Here is a 16,984-nt window from a genome sequence, read left to right as displayed (position 1 = left end):
AGGGGGAGGCGACCGGTAGCACTGTCAGCAACGGAGCCTCTCGATGACCGAATTCTCAGCAATTTTTGCCGACCGACACATCGGGCCGCGCCCGGACGAGGTCGCGCGGATGGTCCAGCTGCTCGGGTACGACGACGTCGACGCGCTGGTGGATGCCGCCGTCCCCGCGTCGATCCGGTCCGCCGAGGCCCTCCGGCTGCCCGAACCGGCCTCCGAGGTGGACGCGCTGCACGAGCTCCGACAGCTCGCCGCCCGGAACGACGTCGCCACCTCGATGATCGGCCAGGGCTACTACGGCACCTTCACCCCGTCCGTCATCGTCCGCCGCCTGGTCGAGAACCCGGCCTGGTACACGGCCTACACGCCGTACCAGCCGGAGATCTCCCAAGGCCGGCTCGAGGCGCTGCTGAACTTCCAGACCGTGGTCTCCGACCTCACCGGCCTGCCGACCGCCAACGCGTCACTGCTCGACGAGGGCACCGCGGCCGCCGAGGCGATGACGCTGGCGCACCGGTCGAACAAGAAGAGCAAGTCGGACCGGTTCCTGGTCGACGCGGACTGCTTCGCCCAGACCATCGCGGTGGTCCAGACCAGGGCCGAGGCGCTCGGCATCGAGGTCGTGGTCGCCGACACCACCGACGGTCTGCCCGAGGGCGACTTCTTCGGCTTCCTGGTGCAGTACCCGGGCTCCGGTGGCGTGGTCCGCGACCTCAAGCCGCTGATCGCTGCCGCGCACGAGCGCGACACCCTGGTCGCGGTCGCGTCGGACCTGCTCGCCCTGACGTTGCTCGAGGCACCGGCTGAGGCCGGCGCCGACATCGTGATCGGGTCGTCGCAGCGCTTCGGCGTACCCCTGTTCTACGGCGGTCCGCACGCGGGCTTCATGTCGGTCCGCACCGGCCTCGAGCGGTCGTTGCCGGGTCGCCTGGTCGGTGTCTCGGTGGACTCCGACGGCTCGCCGGCGTACCGGCTCGCGCTGCAGACCCGCGAGCAGCACATCCGGCGTGAGAAGGCGACGTCCAACATCTGTACGGCGCAGGTCCTGCTGGCCGTGGTCGCGTCGATGTACGCCGTCTACCACGGCCCGGACGGCCTGAAGGCGATCGCCGAACGCGTCCACGACTCCGCCGGCAAGCTGGCCGCGTCACTGCGTGAAGGCGGTGTCGAGGTCGTCCACGACAGCTTCTTCGACACCGTGCTCGCGCGTGTGCCGGGCCGTGCCGCGGATGTGGTCGACGCCGCCCGGCAGAACGGCGTCTGGCTCCGGCTCGTCGACGCGGACCACGTCGGCATCTCCTGCGACGAGAAGACCGACGCGCACGCCCTGCGCTCGGTCTGCGACGCCTTCGATGTCCGGTACGACGGTTCGCTCAGCACGACCGCGCTGCCCGAGGCAGTACGCCGTACGACGGACTACCTGTCCCACCCGGTGTTCAACACGCACCGGTCGGAGACGGCGATGCTGCGGTACCTGCGCAAGCTGTCCGACAAGGACTACGCGCTGGATCGCGGCATGATCCCGCTCGGTTCCTGCACGATGAAGCTGAACGCGACCACCGAGATGGAGCCGGTCACCTGGCCGGAGTTCGCGGACCTGCACCCGTTCGCGCCGATCGAGGACGCGGCCGGCTATGTGAAGCTGATCGGTCAGCTGGAGCGCTGGCTGGCCGAGGTGACCGGGTACGCGAAGGTGTCGATCCAGCCGAACGCCGGCTCGCAGGGTGAGCTGGCCGGTCTGCTCGCGATCCGCGGGTACCACCTGGCCCGGGGTGACGAGGACCGCACGGTCTGCCTGATCCCGGCCAGCGCGCACGGCACCAACGCCGCCTCCGCGGTCATGGCCGGGATGAAGGTGGTCGTTGTCAAGGGCAACGACGACGGCACGATCGACCTGGACGACCTGCGGGCGAAGGCATCCGAGCACGCGGCGAAGCTGGCCGCGATCATGATCACCTACCCGTCCACGCACGGTGTGTACGAGGAGAGCGTCACCGAGGTCTGCCGGATCGTCCACGACCACGGCGGCCAGGTGTACGTCGACGGCGCGAACCTGAACGCCCTGCTCGGGCTGGCCAAGCCCGGTGAGTTCGGCGGCGACGTCAGCCACTTGAACCTGCACAAGACCTTCTGCATCCCGCACGGTGGTGGCGGTCCGGGCGTCGGGCCGGTGGCGGTGGCCGCGCATCTGGCGCCGTACCTGCCGAACCACCCGCTGCTTGACCAGGCCGGACCGGAGTCCGGTGTCGGCCCGATCAGCGCGGCGCCGTTCGGGTCCGCCGGTGTCCTGGCGATCTCGTGGGCGTACATCCGGATGATGGGTGCCGAGGGTCTGACGGCCGCCACCAAGGCCGCCGTACTCACGGCCAACTACGTGGCGAAGCGGCTCGAGGACGTCTTCCCGGTGCTGTACACGGGCGAGAACGGCCTGGTCGCGCACGAGTGCATCCTCGACCTGCGGCCGATGACGAAGGAGACCGGGATCAGCGTCGACGACGTCGCGAAGCGGCTGATCGACTACGGCTTCCACGCGCCGACGATGTCGTTCCCGGTGGCCGGCACGCTGATGGTCGAGCCGACCGAGTCCGAGGATCTCGGTGAGCTCGACCGGTTCTGCGACGCGATGATCGCGATCCGGCACGAGATCGACCGGGTCGCGGCGGGGGAGTGGCCGGCCGCCGACAACCCGCTGGTGAACGCGCCGCACACTGCCGAGTCGGTGATCAACGACAAGTGGGAGCACGCCTACACTCGCGAGGAGGCCGCGTTCCCGCGCTCGGTCGACCGCGCGACGAAGTACTGGCCGCCGGTCCGCCGGATCGACGGTGCGTACGGCGACCGCAACCTGATCTGCTCCTGCCCGTCCCCGGAGGCTTTTGAGTGACTTCAGTTCGACCTGAAACCGCCGACGCTCTGTACGCCGAGATCGCGGCGGCGCAGAGCGAATGGAAGTTGCCGTCGGTCAACGCCGGGCTGGTCCGGGACGGTTCGCTGGTGTGGACCGGGTCGCGCGGGCAGTTCGCCACGGCGGACGGCAGTGCACCCGGTCCGGACGTGCAGTACCGGATCGGGTCGATCACCAAGACGCTGACCGCGATCCTGGTCCTGCAGTGCCGCGACGACGGGTTGCTCGGGCTGAACGATGCCGTGGGCAAGCATCTGCCCGGGATCGCGTTCGGGGACAGGACGATCCGGCACTTGCTCGCGCACTCCGGCGGGATGAACGCCGAGCCGGAAGGCCCGTGGTGGGAACGCAATCCGGGGGTCTCCTTCGACCAGCTGACCGCGGCGATGGACGAGTCGCAGGCCGCCGGTCCGGCCGATCGCCGGCACCACTACTCGAACCTCGGCTACGCGTTGCTCGGTGAGCTCGTCGCCCGGCTGCGCGGTGCGTCCTGGCTCGACCTGGTGCGGGAGCGCATTCTCGACCCGTTGGAGATGCGGCGTACGTCGTACTTCCCGTCGGGTGTGACAGCGCAGGGGTTCTCGGTGCATCCGTTCAGCGGTCAGCTCGTCCCGGAGCCGGCGTACGACGCGGGTGCGATGGCGCCGGCCGGCCAGCTGTGGAGCACGATCGAGGACCTGGCGAAGTACGCGATGTTCTGGATCGACCCGGTCTACGAGGTGCTCAGCCGGGACACGGTCGAGGAGATGGCGGCCCCGTCGGCCGCCGATCCACGGGAAGGGCTGACCGCGTCGTACGGTCTCGGCCTCCGCCTGATCGCCGACGACCCCTACCTCCTGATCGGTCACACCGGATCGATGCCCGGCTTCCTCGCCGGACTCTTCATTGACCGACTCCGGCGGATCGGCGCCGTAACGTTGGGCAACGCCACCTACGGCCGCGTCGCCTCCCTGCCCCCAGACCTCCTTCGTGTCCTGGTTGACCACGAGCCGGTACTGCCGCAGGAATGGGTCCCGGAACCGACCCTTGCCCAGGGCACCGAGTTGCTGGGCCACTGGTTCTGGGGCAACACGCCGCTCACCATGACTGTCTCCGGCGGCATCCTCCACCTCACCGGCGGCCTCACCACCCGTCTCTCACCCCTGGGACCCGACCTCTACCAGGGCCGAGACGGCTACCTGGCCGGCGAAAAGCTCCGCGTGGTCCGCGACGGCGACCAGATCACCCACCTGAACATCGCCACCTTCGTCCTGACCCGGACTCCCTACGCCCTCTGATCAGCCGGTTCACCGATCGGCGTCACTGTTGTGCTGCTCCCAGATCCCGACGCCGCGCAGTTCGGTACGGCGTGCGTCCTGGGGCCGCCCCACCCGATGCCGCAGGACCGCGTGCTGCTCCAGTTCGGTGAGCATGGTGGCGAGATAACTGGGGTTGTCGGCGATCAGCTCATCCAGCAACGTCAGGACCTCCTCGCCGAGTGCCACAGCAGGTTCGAACTCGCCGAGGTGCTGGTGTGCGGCCGACAACTCCTGCAGAGCTAGGAGGAGGGCGTGGCTGGTCGTCGAGTCGGGGTGTTCGCGGCAGACAGCCAGAGCCTCGGCGGCGAGTTGACGGGCCAGTTCCGGTTCGTGGTACGACCTGGCGCACCGGGCCGAGTGCGTGAGCTCGCGCGCCAGGTCGTCGGTGTGAGCGGTATCCGCGTCCGCCAGCGCGCGGCGGATGTCCAGGCCTTCGCGCAGGACGGCCAGTGCCTCCTCGTAGTCCGCGATGGCCCCGAGGCGCTGCCCGATCGTGCTGCACTCCTCGGCGAGCGTGACTCGGTGCGCCGCGTCCTCCGCCGCCAATCGCCGGCGGATCTCGAGCGACTCCAGCAACAGGGTCCTCGCCTCGTCCGGACGGTTCGCGTCGACGAGCAGGCTGCCGAGGGCGAAGAGTGCCGTGGCGAGCTCGGGTGCCCGGTCGGCCCGGACGCTGGTCAGCGCGCGTTCGTGGCCGGCCCATTCCCGAGCCGCCTCGAGTGCGTCCTCAGGCCGGTCCAGGCGATCCAGGACACCGGTCAGGCTGCGGGCGCTGTCCGCGGCCGCCTCGTGCTGGTCAGGATCCTCCACAGCCAGCCGTCGGCCAATGGCCGCAGCCTCCTCCACCGGCGGCAGCGCCGACTGCCATTCACGGCGCCGACGGTGGATGAGCGCCAGGTTGAAGAGACTCGTCGCCAGCAGTCGATCGTGCCGCGCGATGACCCGGCGCCTCGCGGCGATCGCTTCCTCCAGGACAGCAGGCACCTCGTCGGTGTGTTCCAGTCTCTCCAACGTGACGGCGAGATTGTGGAGCGTCGTGGACAGTCGCTCGTCGTAGCCCGGATCCGTCGCCGCGACCAGACGGCACGTCTCCACGGCCTCGCGTGCCACGGGCAACGCGTCCTCGTGCTTCCCGAGCTCGTTGAGCAGGTGCCACTGGGCCTCGAGCATCTGGGCCAGACGCTCGCGCTCGTCAGGGCGTTTGGCCGCGAGTTTGCGGTAGTGGTGCACGGCGCCGGCCGCGTGGGTCAGGGCTTCCTCGCCGCTGCTCCGTCGACTGCGCACCGCCTCGAAGGTCCCCAACGTACGCTGCAGGCTGACGCCGCGGGTGAAGAGACTGGCCAGGTACACGGCCAGCCCGATGGTGACCAGGCTGTGGCCGTGCCGCCACCCCGCGATCCAGCCGATCGCACCCGTGACGACAGCGGTGAAGCCGATCTGCACGGTTCCGCGGAGGTACATCCCACGCAGGTTCGCCGCCCGACTCGTCATGCTGCGTCCCCCCTTCGACGTCTTCCGTATAGATGCACGCCGAGCCCGGCCGGTTGCATCGGATCGCCGTGAATGTTGTCCACAGGGAGCTGGAATAGGGTCGCGTGGTGCGCTGGTGCGTGGTTACGCTGTGGCGCATTGCATGGAGTAGATCAGGGGTAGATCACCCGGCTGCTTACCGGGAGGGCGCAGGTTCGAGTCCTGCCTCCATGTCCAAGTCTGGTCGAGGGAACGGGGTGTCTTGTGCCGGACGAGGCAGAGGTAACGGCGTCGCCCGCCTACGCGGTGGGCCAGCTGCAGCGTGCATTCCAGCGGGCGCTCGCCGCTGACGATGCCGGCGTACGTCGACGGGCGGCCGGCCGCGCGGAGATGTGGCGTGCTGTGCTCGACGGGATCGCGACCGGACGCCTCACGATCGGTTCGCGTACGCCGGTGGCGGACACCCCGGCATGGGTGACTCTGGAGGTCGCGCACGGCGGATTCGCGACCGGACGGTACCTCGCCGAGACGGCGCTGCGGGACGACGAGCTCGAGCGGCTTCGGTCGGTTCCTGTCGATGCACCGGGTGACTCGGATCGTGAGCGCCTGAACCTCTGGTACCTCGGCGATGACGGACTGGCCGAGCTTCTCGACGCGTTGCGCACCGGCCGGTACCGGGTCGACGTACCCGAGGAAGCAGCGTTGCTGGTGGTCGCGTGGCTGCTCGAGCACGGCCGTGACGCGGCAGCTCTCGACCTGGTTGCCGAGCTGCGGCCGCTGATGCATCGGCTGCGGTTCACGCCACGGTTCGAGGTGACGCCGGTGCCGTCCGGTGCGGTGGTCCGGCTCCAGCCGGTCGGCGAGGTCAGAGACTCGTTGCGGCAGGCAACCGTGCGGCCTCCGATCGCCGCGATGCTGGAGACATTGCGAGTCTGGAACCCGTTGTACGACAGGCTTGTGGAGCTGTGGTGCGAGACGGTCGAGGACGAGCTGCCCGAGGTAGCCGGCTCCACCGTCGTAGGTGGATGGCCGTGCACAGTGTGGCCGGCAGACTGGTCGGAGCGACGCCGGCAGTGGCTCGACGACTACCGGGCGGCAGCCGAGAGCCATCACAGCTCGGACGCGCATCGGCACGCGAGGAGCAACTTCACGCGGCTTCGGTCCGCCCTCGAGCGCTGCCCGGACGACAGTGCGGCGCTGACCGGTCGCGAAGTCGGCTGGATCCGTCGGGCGCTGGCCAACACGATCACCGCCCACGGTGCACCGCGATCCCAAACCCGCGCCGCGTTGCGGGCGACTCAGGCTGCCGTGGCCGCTCGGCCGACGTACGCCGCCCTGTCCCGGGTGCTGAGCGCTCGGATGGACAGCTATCCCGATGACGGCGGGCTTCCGTCGCTCGACCCGATAGCGGCGGACGTCAGCGAGGACGAAGCGTCGGTGGCATCGCCGGGGTATCCGATTCCGCCCCACCTGGTGGCCAAGGCCGCGCGCGCTTTGGAGGCGCCGGTTGGTGAGCTGGTGGATCGCGGGGTGATCCCGTCCGGCGAGGTGCTCGCGCGGGTGCTGCCACAGATCACGTCCCAGTTGATCGCCGCGAACATCGACGACAGCGCACTGGCCTCGGCGTACGCGCGGGCATACGCCGCGTTCCGGCGACGCCGGAGCCTCCTGCTGCTCAACCTCGAGCACCAGGTCCGGTTCGACGAGCTGCCGTGGATCGCCGCGGTCGCGCCGTTCCGCGCACGACGTGGGCAGGCGGCTCGGGCCGCCGACCAGTCGCTGCGGGAGACGACCGTCCTCGCACTCGGGGCGTTCCCACAAGCGATCCTGCCGAATCCGCTGCTGCGGGAGCTGAGTGCGCTCACGAACCAGGCAGGTCTCCGGCTGCCGCTGGTCGAGGAGGTCGCGGCGGACATCTTCATGGGGACATTCACGACCAAGTGGCGAGACGCCGCGACGATCGCCAGCCGTGTGTTGAGCGGCACGCTGTACGGCGGGTACTACGACCTCCCCGAGGACTGGCCGGCTGCCGGTGTGACCCGGAAGCGCTGGCGCAAGTCCACCGCCGAGGACTTCGCCCAGTTGTGCGTCCGGCGATCCCAGGAGGCGCGGACCGGGGATGGCAAGGGCTACGTCGCGAGCAATGGCGTCGTACTGGAACAGAGCCAGATCCTCACCACCCAGAACCTTGCGGTGCTGGTCGATGCGCTGGAGCTGATCGGCTGGGCGCGCGATGCCGGGGGCGAGCTCGCGGACCGTTCGTTCGTCTGGCTGGTACGTCGGATGTCGCAGCCTGCGCTCAACTGGGTGAGCGGCTTGCAGACGATCAAGAACGCGGCTTACGCGTGGCGGCAGGCGATCTTCTTCCTGAGCTTCTGCGAGCCGGCGGTGCAGCGGGAGTCGCTGGCGCGGCTTCGCGATCGGGCGGCCGTGCTCGGGCCGCGGTTCGCGCCGGCCGTCGACGGTTTGGAGGCGGTCATCGAGGGCGGGCGCTTCGACGGATCCGGGCGGATGTCTGGCGGCGGACGACGGCTGCTCGGCTGGTCCGTCGGCCCGCACTGGGCCCAGCGCGACTGACCTCGTCCACCCCGGCTCTGCGACCCGGGGTTCGGCCGGGATCGGGGTGGGAAGATACCGCGGTCGGGAGTGGCGCGGGTGCTGGGTACGTGAAGCTCGCCACATTTGCACCGGCCTTGACGGCGTCGATCGTTGATTCGCTTGCAGGGGTTGGGCTTTCCAGTGGTTGGACCGCCACGCACCGGAGTTGACACGGTACTGCGCTCCCAGACTAAGTTAGGCGTGCCTTACTAAGGCTTACCTAACAACTTCTTCGGGAGATCTGGATGCCGCAACCCGCGCGTCTGACTGCGCTGCCCGCCCCGGCACGCAGCCCGTTCACCTCGTGGCCGATGGCCTCGACCGTTTCTGATCCCGGCCGTGGGCCGCTGCCGGCCGGGACGCCCGCCGACGTGCTGCGGCGGACCTCTGACGTACTGGGGGAACCTCGGATCCCCTCGACGGGCGTCGGCGAATCGGCCGCGTTGGACCTGATCGCCGGGCTGCTCGAGGAGCACGGGATCGATCTGAGCCACCCGCACGCGGCGGCTCATCTGCAACCGCCGGTTCTTCAGGTGGCGGTGGATGCGGATGCGCTGGCGTCCGCGAGCAACGCGTCGATGGACACCTACGACTCGGGTCCGGCGACGCTGGCGATCGAGCAGTGGGTGGTGAAGTCCCTGGCCGGGCTGGCCGGATTCGGTCCCGAGGCGGACGGCGTACTCACGCCAGGCGGGTCGATCTCGAACTTGCTCGCCGTACTGATCGCCCGTGACAGTGCGGCCGCCGCCCTCGGTGTCGACGTACGGCGCAACGGCCTGCAGGGACTCGACCACCCGGTCGTGTTCTGCTCCGAGCTGGCCCACTTCTCGGTTCAGCGAGCCTGTGCCGCCCTCGGGCTCGGGGAGGAGGCCGCGGTCACCATCGCCTCCGACGAGAACTTCCGGATGCGCACCGACGTCCTGGCCGACGAGCTCGCCAAGCCGGGCCGGACCCCGGTCGCGGTGGTCGCGACGGCCGGTACGACGGACTACGGATCGGTCGACCCGATCGCGCCGATCGCGGCACTGGCCCGGCAGCACGGCGCCTGGGTGCACGTGGACGCGGCGTACGGATTCGGTGCGCTGTTCTCCGAGCAGCTCGCGCCGCTGCTGGCCGACCTGTCGCATGCGGACTCGGTCACGCTCGACCTGCACAAGATCGGCTGGCAGCCGGCCGCGACCAGCGTGCTGCTGGTGGCGGACAAGCGCCGGTTCGCCTCCTTCGGCCGCTCGGTCGACTACCTCAACCCGGCCGACGACATCGACTCCGGTCTGGACGGACTGCTCGGCCGGAGCCTGCAGACCACGCGCCGCCCGGACGCGGTGAAAGTCGCGACCACTTTGACGGCATACGGGCGGGCCGGACTGGGCAAGATGCTCGACACCTGCCACGAGCTCGCGCACGCCGCCGCGGCCAGAGTCGTTGCCGACAGCAACCTTGAGTTGCTGGCGCCGGTGACCCTGACCACGGTGTTGTTCCGGGTCGCCGGGCAGGGCCTGGAGCCGGCCGACGTCGATGCCGTCCAGGGTGAGGTCCGGCGCCGGTTGCTGACGTCCGGGCGGGTGCTGATCGGCCGGACCAAGCTCCCGGCCCGCGGCGGTCGCCCGGCGGCGGTCGCGTTGAAGCTGACGCTGCTGAACCCGAACGCCACCGCTTCGGACATCGAGGACCTGCTCGATCAGGTCGTGGCCACCGGCCTCGACGTCCGGGCAGAGAGTGGCGAAGGAGCGGCGTGACTGTACATACGGCCGGGCCTCCGGCGCCGGCGTGGTCCTGGGGCTTGGTCTCCCGTCCTTCCCTCGTCGCTCCGGTCGCTTCGCTCCCTCCGCTCCTCAGTCCAGGCCGGGAGGCCCCATGACCTCGACAGCGGTTGCTGCCCACCTCAACGCGATCCTGCGGTGCTACACCCGGGAGTCGTCCGTCCCCGTCGCGGTCGGACCGCTGACCTTCGGGGTCGGCGAGTCGACCGTTGCGGTGCGGGTCGAGCACGCCTCCCGGACCGGCCTGCACCAGTTCACCGACGTACTGGTGGATGGGGTGCCGCCGGCGCCGAAGGACCTGGTGAGGTTGTTGTCGACCGGCGCGGATCCCGCTGAGGTCGAGGATCTTGCCGCCCGGACGGCCGAGTCGGTGCGCAACGTCGAGCGCTTCGTCGCCGAAGCCGACGGCGAGCGCGGCCCGGGTCGCTTCTTGGAGGTCGAGCAGGCCCTGCTGTTCGGTCATCTGAACCACCCGGCGCCGAAGAGCCGGGACGGACTGAGCGGTGACGAACTGGCGGCGTACTCGCCGGAGCTCGGTGGCCGCTTCGCGGTGCACTGGTTCGAAGCCGACGCCGAGCTGGTGTCGTCGGACCAGGTGGCCGGCGCGCCGTCACTGCAGGGACTGGACGCCCTGCAGCTGATGGGCGCGCTGGCCGGCATCACTCCGTCGGCCGGCCGGGTGCTGATCCCGGCACACCCGTGGCAGGCCGCTGCGGTGGCCCAGCGCCCGCGGGTGGCCGAGCTGATCTCTGCGGGTCGCGTCAAGGCGCTCGGTCCGCAGGGAGCGCAGTGGTATCCGACCTCGAGTCTGCGAACCGTGTACCACCCGGACCTGCCGGTGATGCTCAAGCTGTCACTGGGTCTGCGCATCACGAACTCTCGACGTGAGTCGACGCCGACCGAGCTGCGCCGCGGTCTGGAGATCAACAGGCTGCTGGATGCCGCGTACAACGCCGGTACGGCGACCTCACACCCGCGCTTCACCATCGTCCGTGATCCGGCGTGGGTGGCCTTGGACGAGAGCGGTCCGACGCTGACCGGCCTGGACGTCGCTGTACGGGAGGTGCCCGCCGACGTCGACAGCTACGCGTGTCTGGCCGGTCTGGTCGCGCCACGGCCCGGTGGGATCAGCCGTTTGAGTGAGTACGCCGCTGAGGACCCAGCCGGCTGGGTGGCGACGTACATCGACAGCGTGCTGGTGCCGATGCTGCACCTGTACGCCGAGACGGGCATCGGCCTGGAAGCACACCAGCAGAACACGCTGGTGCGACTGGACGGTGCTGGGCGGATCAAGGGTGGGGCTTACCGCGACAACCAGGGGTACTACTTGGCGTCGTCGTACCTGCGTGGGCTGCTGGCTGTGACCGGGTTGCGGGATTCGACGTTGGCGGTTGTCGATGATGCGATTGTCGACGATCGCCTGACCTACTACCTGTTGCACAACCAAGCCTTGGCCGTGGTGGGGTGTCTGGCTTACGACGGGATTGCAGACGAGGACTCGTTGCTTGGTGTGGTGCGTGACCGGCTGACGCTGGCGCTGCCGTTGCTGAAGGCCGCCGGGCCTGAAGGTGATCGGCTGGCTCGTAGGTGGCTCGAAGCCGACACACTGCCGTGCAAGGCGAACATGCTGACGCGGCTGCGCGGAATCGACGAGGTGATCGCGCCGCTGGACGCGCAGTCGGTCTACATAGACATCCCCAACCCACTCCGGCCAGGTGACCGTGCAGTGTGAGGTCGGGCCGATGTTGCATCTCGACAGCGGCTTCGACCTGCGACCCGCCCGCGCTGAGGACGCCGCGAAGATCGCGTGGTGGATGGCACAGCCGCACATCCGCCAGTGGTGGCATCAGGACTGGTCGGTGGAGCGGTGGGCGCAGGAGCTCAGCGAGCAGACCGCGGGGGAGCACTCGATCCCTTGTGTGGCCGCGGTCGACGCGGAGGACTTCGGGTACGTCGAGCTCTACCGGGTGAGGCACGACCGGTTGGCCGAGTACTACCCGAGTGACGAGAACGACTGGGGAGTCCACGTCGCCATCGGCGATGTCACGCGGGTGGGCCGCGGGCTCGGACGCCGACTGCTGCGAGCGCTCAGCGACGCCTTGCTGGGGAGCGACCCGGACTGCCGCCGGGTCGTCGCCGAGCCCGACATCGACAACACGCAGTCCGTCCGCGCGTTCGCCGCGGCCGGGTTCGTCGGGCAGGGGGAGCTACAGCTCCCCGAGAAGACCGCACTACTGATGGTCCGCACCCGGACCGTGGAGGCATGACATGAGTACCGCCCCTTATGACGTAATCGCGATCGGCTGCGGGCCGTTCAACCTCGGACTGGCCGCACTGGCCGACGGCGTGGACGACGTTCGCATCGCGGTGCTGGACAGCCGCCCGGAGTTCACCTGGCACCGCGGCCTGATGTTCGACGACGCGATGCTGCAGGTATCGTTCCTGGCCGACCTGGTCAGCTTGGTCGAGCCAGCGCACCCGCTGTCGTTCCTGTCGTACCTGCGCGACAACGACCGGCTGTATCAGTTCTACGTGCGGGAGAAGTTCCACCCGACCCGGCGGGAGTACGAGGCCTACCTGCGCTGGTGTGCGGCGCAGCTCGACTCGTTGCACTTCGGTCACCACGTCAGGGACGTGTCCTGGGACGGCTCGGTGTTCGAGCTGACCGTGGAGCGGGGTGAGGCTATTGAGACCTTTGCAGCCCGCCATCTGGTCGTCGGAGTCGGCACTGAGCCCGCCGTACCGGCTGCACTTGCCGGACTGCCGGAGGAGCGCTTCCTGCACTCTGCCGACTACCTGTTCCGGCGGGACGACCTCCTGCGCGCAGGACGAGTGACTGTCGTCGGCTCGGGGCAGTCGGGTGCGGAGTGCGCACTCGACCTGCTGCGTGCCAATGCCGAGGGTGGTCCGGCAGTGTCCTGGCTGACGCGTACGCCGTCGTTCGCGCCGCTGGACTACTCGAAGCTGGTCCTGGAGATGACCACGCCGTCGTACGTCGACTACTTCCACGCACTGGACGAGTCGGCACGCGACAAGCTGGTCAAGGAGCAGTGGCGGCACTACAAGGGCATCTCGTCGGACACACTGGACGACATCCACGACGTTCTCTACCAGCGTGATCTCGGTGCTGCATCAGTCGCGCCGGTGGAGCTGCAGTGCGGTGTAGCCGTGGTGTCTGCTGTGGCTCGTGCGGACGGCATCGAACTGACGCTGCACCACTCGGACAGCGGCAAGAACTTCCAGCACTTCTGCGACGCGGTGGTAGCGGCGACTGGTTACCGCAACCGTCCACTGCCCTTCATGACCGCGCTGGAAGATCGCGTACGACGAGACGCGGCAGGGCGCTGGGTGATCAACAGGGACCACAGTGTCGAGACCGACGACGGGCTGACTGGCCGGCTGTTCGTATCGAACGCTGACCTGCACAGTCATGGTGTCGCGGCACCAGACCTCGGTATAGGGGCCATCCGCAACGCCACGATCCTGAACGCGGTCGCCGGGCGTGAGGTGTTCCGCCTGCCGAAGTCCACGGCGTTTACCAGCTTCGCCATCCCCGGATGAGTGTCTGGACTCGCTGCTCCTCCGAGCTGCTGGCGAAGCTCATCTCCCAGTTCTGCACGGAGAACCTGCTGCAGCCGGTCGACAATCGCCTCGACCTCGGGGCCGTGGCCTACACTTTCACGGCGACCCGGGGCGCGTTCGGGAGTTGGCGGGTGGCTCCTGACTCGATACGCCGTACGACCGCCGGGATCCTGGGCAACGACGAGAGCGAGGTCGCGACTGACCCGGTGCAGTTCCTGGTCGACGCGGCCGACGTACTGGGGCTGGACGGGTCCACCGTGGCCGGGTACGTGGCGGAGTTGGCCAGCACGTTGGCGGCCGACGTACGGATGGCTACTAGCGCTGTGGACCGGTCTGAGCTGCTGGGCCTGCACCACAGTCGGCTGGAAGGGCACCTGACCGGGCATCCGTTGCTGGTGGCAAACAAGGGCCGGCTGGGGTTCTCGGCCGAGGACAGCTTGCGTTATGCGCCTGAGGCACGCACACCGTTGCGACTGGTCTGGCTCGCCGCACGTCGTGGGCTTGCCGAGTTCCGCGGTACGCCGGACCTGTCGGAGCACTCGGTGATCGGGCGTGAGCTGGGCCCTGATGTGTTGGAGGCCTTCCGGGGTCAGCTTGTCGATCCGGACTCGTATGTGTGGCTGCCTTGTCATCCGTGGCAGTTGGACCACGTCGTACGGACGCAGTGGGCGCGTGAGTTGGCCAGCGGGGAGATCGTCGTACTGGGGGAGGGGCCGGACGACTATCTGCCGACACAGTCGATCCGGACGATGGTGAACATCTCCCAGCCCTTGCGGTACCAGGTGAAGCTGCCGCTGAAGATCCTGAACACCTCGGTGTATCGCGGCATCCCCGAGCACTGCACGCTGGCGGCGCCGATGATCACCCAGTGGCTGCGCGGCCTGTGGTCTCGGGACGAGGTGCTCAGCCGGCTCGGCACCGAACTCCTTGGTGAGGTTGCGTCCGTCACCGTTCGGCATCCACAGCTCTCGAGTGCGCCTGGGATCCCTTATCAGTGGACCGAAACGCTCGGCTGCATCTGGCGCGATCCCCTCGATCCGCGACTGCTCCCGAACGAGTCGGCGTGGGCGCTGGCCGCCGTACTACACACAACTCCCGAGTGTCCACTCGTCCAAACCCTCATCGAGAAATCCGGCGCCGAACCCCGCGAGTGGGTCTCGCACCTGCTGTCCGCCCTACTCCGCCCCCTACTCCACCTGATGCACCACTACGGCATCACCGTAAACCCCCACGGCGAAAACCTAGCCGTCATCTGCAACCCCGAAGGCCTCCCCACCCGAGTAGTCATCAAAGACCTAGTAGACGACATCAACATCTCCACCGACGAGATAGTTGCCCGAGGCCCCGAACCCGACTCCCACGCCCGCGTCCTCCCCCGCAAACCCTGGCACATCCTCCGCCAGTACCTCGTCGACGCCCTCCTCCTAGGCGTCCTCAACCCCCTGGCCGACCTCCTCTCCGAAACCAACCTCCTCACCCCCGAAGAGTTCTGGGGCCTGACCCGAGGCGAAGTAGAGCTCTACGCCAACCACCACCCCCAGTACGCCGACCGCCTCGAGGCCACCGCCCTCCTAGCCCAAACCTTCACCCGCTACCCCTTGAACGGCTACCGCCTAACCCTCGGCTACACCGATCTGGGCACCCGCCCACCGATCCCGTCCACCGGCACCATCCCCAATCCGTTGTCGGAAGCGAGCCCTGTCGCACCGCTCCGTCCCTGGTAGCCGCCGAAAAAGCGGTATTCTTGAATCCCGAGCATTTCATCAGCCAGTCGTTTGACCGAAACGACGGTTCGGTGTCAGTAGCCAGTGCTCGGCGCGGGAGGCGCAGCGGGGTATGGCTCATGATCAAGTGCAGCTTCCGGCGGGACCGGCGGCACCTCAAACGTTTGCTGCAGCAGACGGAGGGCTGGCCCAACCGGAAGCAGACAATCGATTCGAAGACTGCATCACGGCGAATGACGGAGCCATCCGTCGTACGGCGGCGGAGGCTGGTATCCGATCCGGTGAGTTGGAGCGGCAAATACGCCTGCACCTGCCGTCCGTCGACCCTGGGCTATTGACGCCGGAAACGTCTGCGGACGCAGTTGAGTCGATTCTGCAGCCCGCGCTCGAACGAGCGGTTGCGATCGATCTGCACGAGCGGATCACTGCTCTCGGCGCGAACATGAAGTTGCTGAATCAGGCCGACTACCAAGGCCGGCGGGATCTTCGGCTGGATGCCGTCGACGGTCCGAGCCTGCCGCTGCGGGTCGACCGGATCAAACCGAGTGTGGGCAACGAGTATCAGTCCTCCCTGCATTATCTGCGGTCGATCCGAGGCGACACTCACCTCCACTATGGGGTCTTTCTGCCGGACGCCGAGTTGCCGATGGCCTACATTGCCGTGTCGCCGTGCGACCGGTCGTACATGCTCGAAGGACTCATCGGCGGCTATCGGTTCGAGGACGTCGTCGTGCTGACCCGGATGTACGGGCTGCCGGGGTTGCCGGCCAACGTCATGAGCATGATGGTCAAACATCTGATCCGGTCCGTACGCCGGGTGACCGGAGCCCGCATCATGCTCACGGCCTACAATCCGCTCCTCGGCTTCAACGGGTCCGTTTATCGCGCGTCCGGGTTTCGTCCGTTCGCGACAGCTCCGGTTGCCTATAGCTATGATCACCGAGGCCAGTACGCAACCCGGCGGCTCGGCAGGAACGCGCGGCTGTCGCGCGTCGACACGCCACCGAACGTTCTCATGGCGCGAGGACTGGATCGAATCTCCCAAGGTTCTTTGAACGAGGTGAAATCCCTCGTTCGAATCTCTGACGACGACTACTGGGGAAAGACCGGTGCCACCGTTGGGGACGTCCTGTCGCCTGCGCCCCTGGGGCTCGCATCATCGCTGCACGATCTGGAACAGATGCTGGAAAACGTGTGGTCGCCGCAGACCGCACAGGCTTGTGCTGCAGCCGAGTGCTCCCCGTCGATGAGCTGCAATGGTCAGTGCGCCTCGAGTTCCATTTGGCTCGTGCGCGAGCTGAAGCGTCAGTTCCAGGCCCACGCGGTCTACTGCTCTGGGCACGTCGCTTGCGCGGATCGTGTCTTCTCGCGCCCGCCAAGCCATTCGTGGGTGGAAGTCGGCGGTGGCGAGGGCGGCAGCCTGGTCGTCGATATGGCTCTCCGGACGCGACAAGGTAAGTACATTTGCGAGGACCGTCGATCACTGGCTCGCCGCGGGATTCGGTACGACGCCATCGAGCGTCTGACGATCGATCAGTTGCCGGCACAGCCGGTCTGGCAGCGTTTCGAGTCTCTGGACGACGAGGTCTACAGCCTCGGGCGGACTGCCGAATCGCAGTGAGGCGAAGATTCTGCTCGGCCGGCCGGGGT

General features: G+C 68.2%; 10 protein-coding genes and 1 tRNA gene. 10 read left to right on the top strand and 1 reads right to left on the bottom strand.

All coding sequences use genetic code 11. The annotated features are described in order from the left end of the window. Window positions 1-43 precede the first annotated feature (43 nt). Window positions 44-2,881: an aminomethyl-transferring glycine dehydrogenase gene (gene gcvP, locus EV652_RS25955; RefSeq protein ID WP_132211850.1), complete on the top strand. Its 2,838-nt coding sequence runs from the start codon at window positions 44-46 to the stop codon at window positions 2,879-2,881. After that, a complete protein-coding gene (locus EV652_RS25950; protein ID WP_132211849.1) occupies window positions 2,878-4,179 on the top strand; it encodes a serine hydrolase domain-containing protein in 1,302 nt (433 codons plus the stop codon). Before gcvP ends, EV652_RS25950 begins: the two co-directional genes overlap by 4 nt. Before the next feature lie 9 nt (window positions 4,180-4,188). Here the strand turns inward: EV652_RS25950 and EV652_RS25945 are convergent, their stop codons facing one another. Beyond that, window positions 4,189-5,691, bottom strand: coding sequence for a tetratricopeptide repeat protein (locus tag EV652_RS25945; RefSeq protein ID WP_132211848.1), 1,503 nt, complete (start codon window positions 5,689-5,691; stop codon window positions 4,189-4,191). Window positions 5,692-5,832: 141 nt separating this feature from the next. Between EV652_RS25945 and EV652_RS25940 the strand changes: the two genes are divergently transcribed. From EV652_RS25940 to EV652_RS25905, 8 genes are all read left to right on the top strand, one after another. Further along, window positions 5,833-5,907 (top strand) — tRNA-Ser (locus tag EV652_RS25940). Between the two features lie 27 nt (window positions 5,908-5,934). Continuing rightward, window positions 5,935-8,247 carry a hypothetical protein gene (locus EV652_RS25935; protein ID WP_132211847.1) on the top strand — a complete coding sequence of 771 codons (2,313 nt, stop codon included), beginning with the start codon at window positions 5,935-5,937 and terminating at the stop codon, window positions 8,245-8,247. Between the two features lie 266 nt (window positions 8,248-8,513). Next, complete coding sequence (locus EV652_RS25930; RefSeq protein ID WP_132211846.1) at window positions 8,514-10,004, top strand: pyridoxal phosphate-dependent decarboxylase family protein; 1,491 nt, start codon at window positions 8,514-8,516, stop codon at window positions 10,002-10,004. A gap of 118 nt (window positions 10,005-10,122) precedes the next feature. Beyond that, window positions 10,123-11,760 carry an IucA/IucC family protein gene (locus EV652_RS25925; protein ID WP_132211845.1) on the top strand — a complete coding sequence of 546 codons (1,638 nt, stop codon included), beginning with the start codon at window positions 10,123-10,125 and terminating at the stop codon, window positions 11,758-11,760. A gap of 10 nt (window positions 11,761-11,770) precedes the next feature. After that, complete coding sequence (locus EV652_RS25920; protein ID WP_242002006.1) at window positions 11,771-12,295, top strand: GNAT family N-acetyltransferase; 525 nt, start codon at window positions 11,771-11,773, stop codon at window positions 12,293-12,295. 1 nt (window position 12,296) lies between these two features. Next, the gene (locus EV652_RS25915) at window positions 12,297-13,589 is read left to right on the top strand and encodes a lysine N(6)-hydroxylase/L-ornithine N(5)-oxygenase family protein (RefSeq protein ID WP_132211844.1); all 1,293 of its coding nucleotides are present in this window, start codon (window positions 12,297-12,299) and stop codon (window positions 13,587-13,589) included. Continuing rightward, a complete protein-coding gene (locus EV652_RS25910; protein WP_132211843.1) occupies window positions 13,586-15,334 on the top strand; it encodes an IucA/IucC family protein in 1,749 nt (582 codons plus the stop codon). The genes EV652_RS25915 and EV652_RS25910 overlap by 4 nt, the downstream gene beginning before the upstream one ends. Window positions 15,335-15,446: 112 nt before the next feature. Beyond that, window positions 15,447-16,955, top strand: coding sequence for a Mom family adenine methylcarbamoylation protein (locus EV652_RS25905; protein ID WP_158441248.1), 1,509 nt, complete (start codon window positions 15,447-15,449; stop codon window positions 16,953-16,955). Window positions 16,956-16,984 lie beyond the last annotated feature (29 nt).

The organism is Kribbella steppae (genome assembly GCF_004342025.1).
Lineage (GTDB): Bacteria > Actinomycetota > Actinomycetes > Propionibacteriales > Kribbellaceae > Kribbella > Kribbella steppae.
The sequence above is the reverse complement of the archived record's forward strand: the minus strand, read 5'-3'. Positions and strand labels throughout refer to the sequence as shown.

Excerpts from the sequence above, each read along its gene's own strand:
- EV652_RS25945 (WP_132211848.1), bottom strand. The coding sequence starts at position 5,691 with ATGACGAGTCGGGCGGCGAACCTGCGTGGGATGTACCTCCGCGGAACC.
- EV652_RS25910 (WP_132211843.1), top strand. The coding sequence starts at position 13,586 with ATGAGTGTCTGGACTCGCTGCTCCTCCGAGCTGCTGGCGAAGCTCATC.
- EV652_RS25915 (WP_132211844.1), top strand. The coding sequence starts at position 12,297 with ATGAGTACCGCCCCTTATGACGTAATCGCGATCGGCTGCGGGCCGTTC.
- EV652_RS25905 (WP_158441248.1), top strand. The coding sequence starts at position 15,447 with ATGGCTCATGATCAAGTGCAGCTTCCGGCGGGACCGGCGGCACCTCAA.
- EV652_RS25930 (WP_132211846.1), top strand. The coding sequence starts at position 8,514 with ATGCCGCAACCCGCGCGTCTGACTGCGCTGCCCGCCCCGGCACGCAGC.
- EV652_RS25925 (WP_132211845.1), top strand. The coding sequence starts at position 10,123 with ATGACCTCGACAGCGGTTGCTGCCCACCTCAACGCGATCCTGCGGTGC.
- EV652_RS25920 (WP_242002006.1), top strand. The coding sequence starts at position 11,771 with ATGTTGCATCTCGACAGCGGCTTCGACCTGCGACCCGCCCGCGCTGAG.
- gcvP (WP_132211850.1), top strand. The coding sequence starts at position 44 with ATGACCGAATTCTCAGCAATTTTTGCCGACCGACACATCGGGCCGCGC.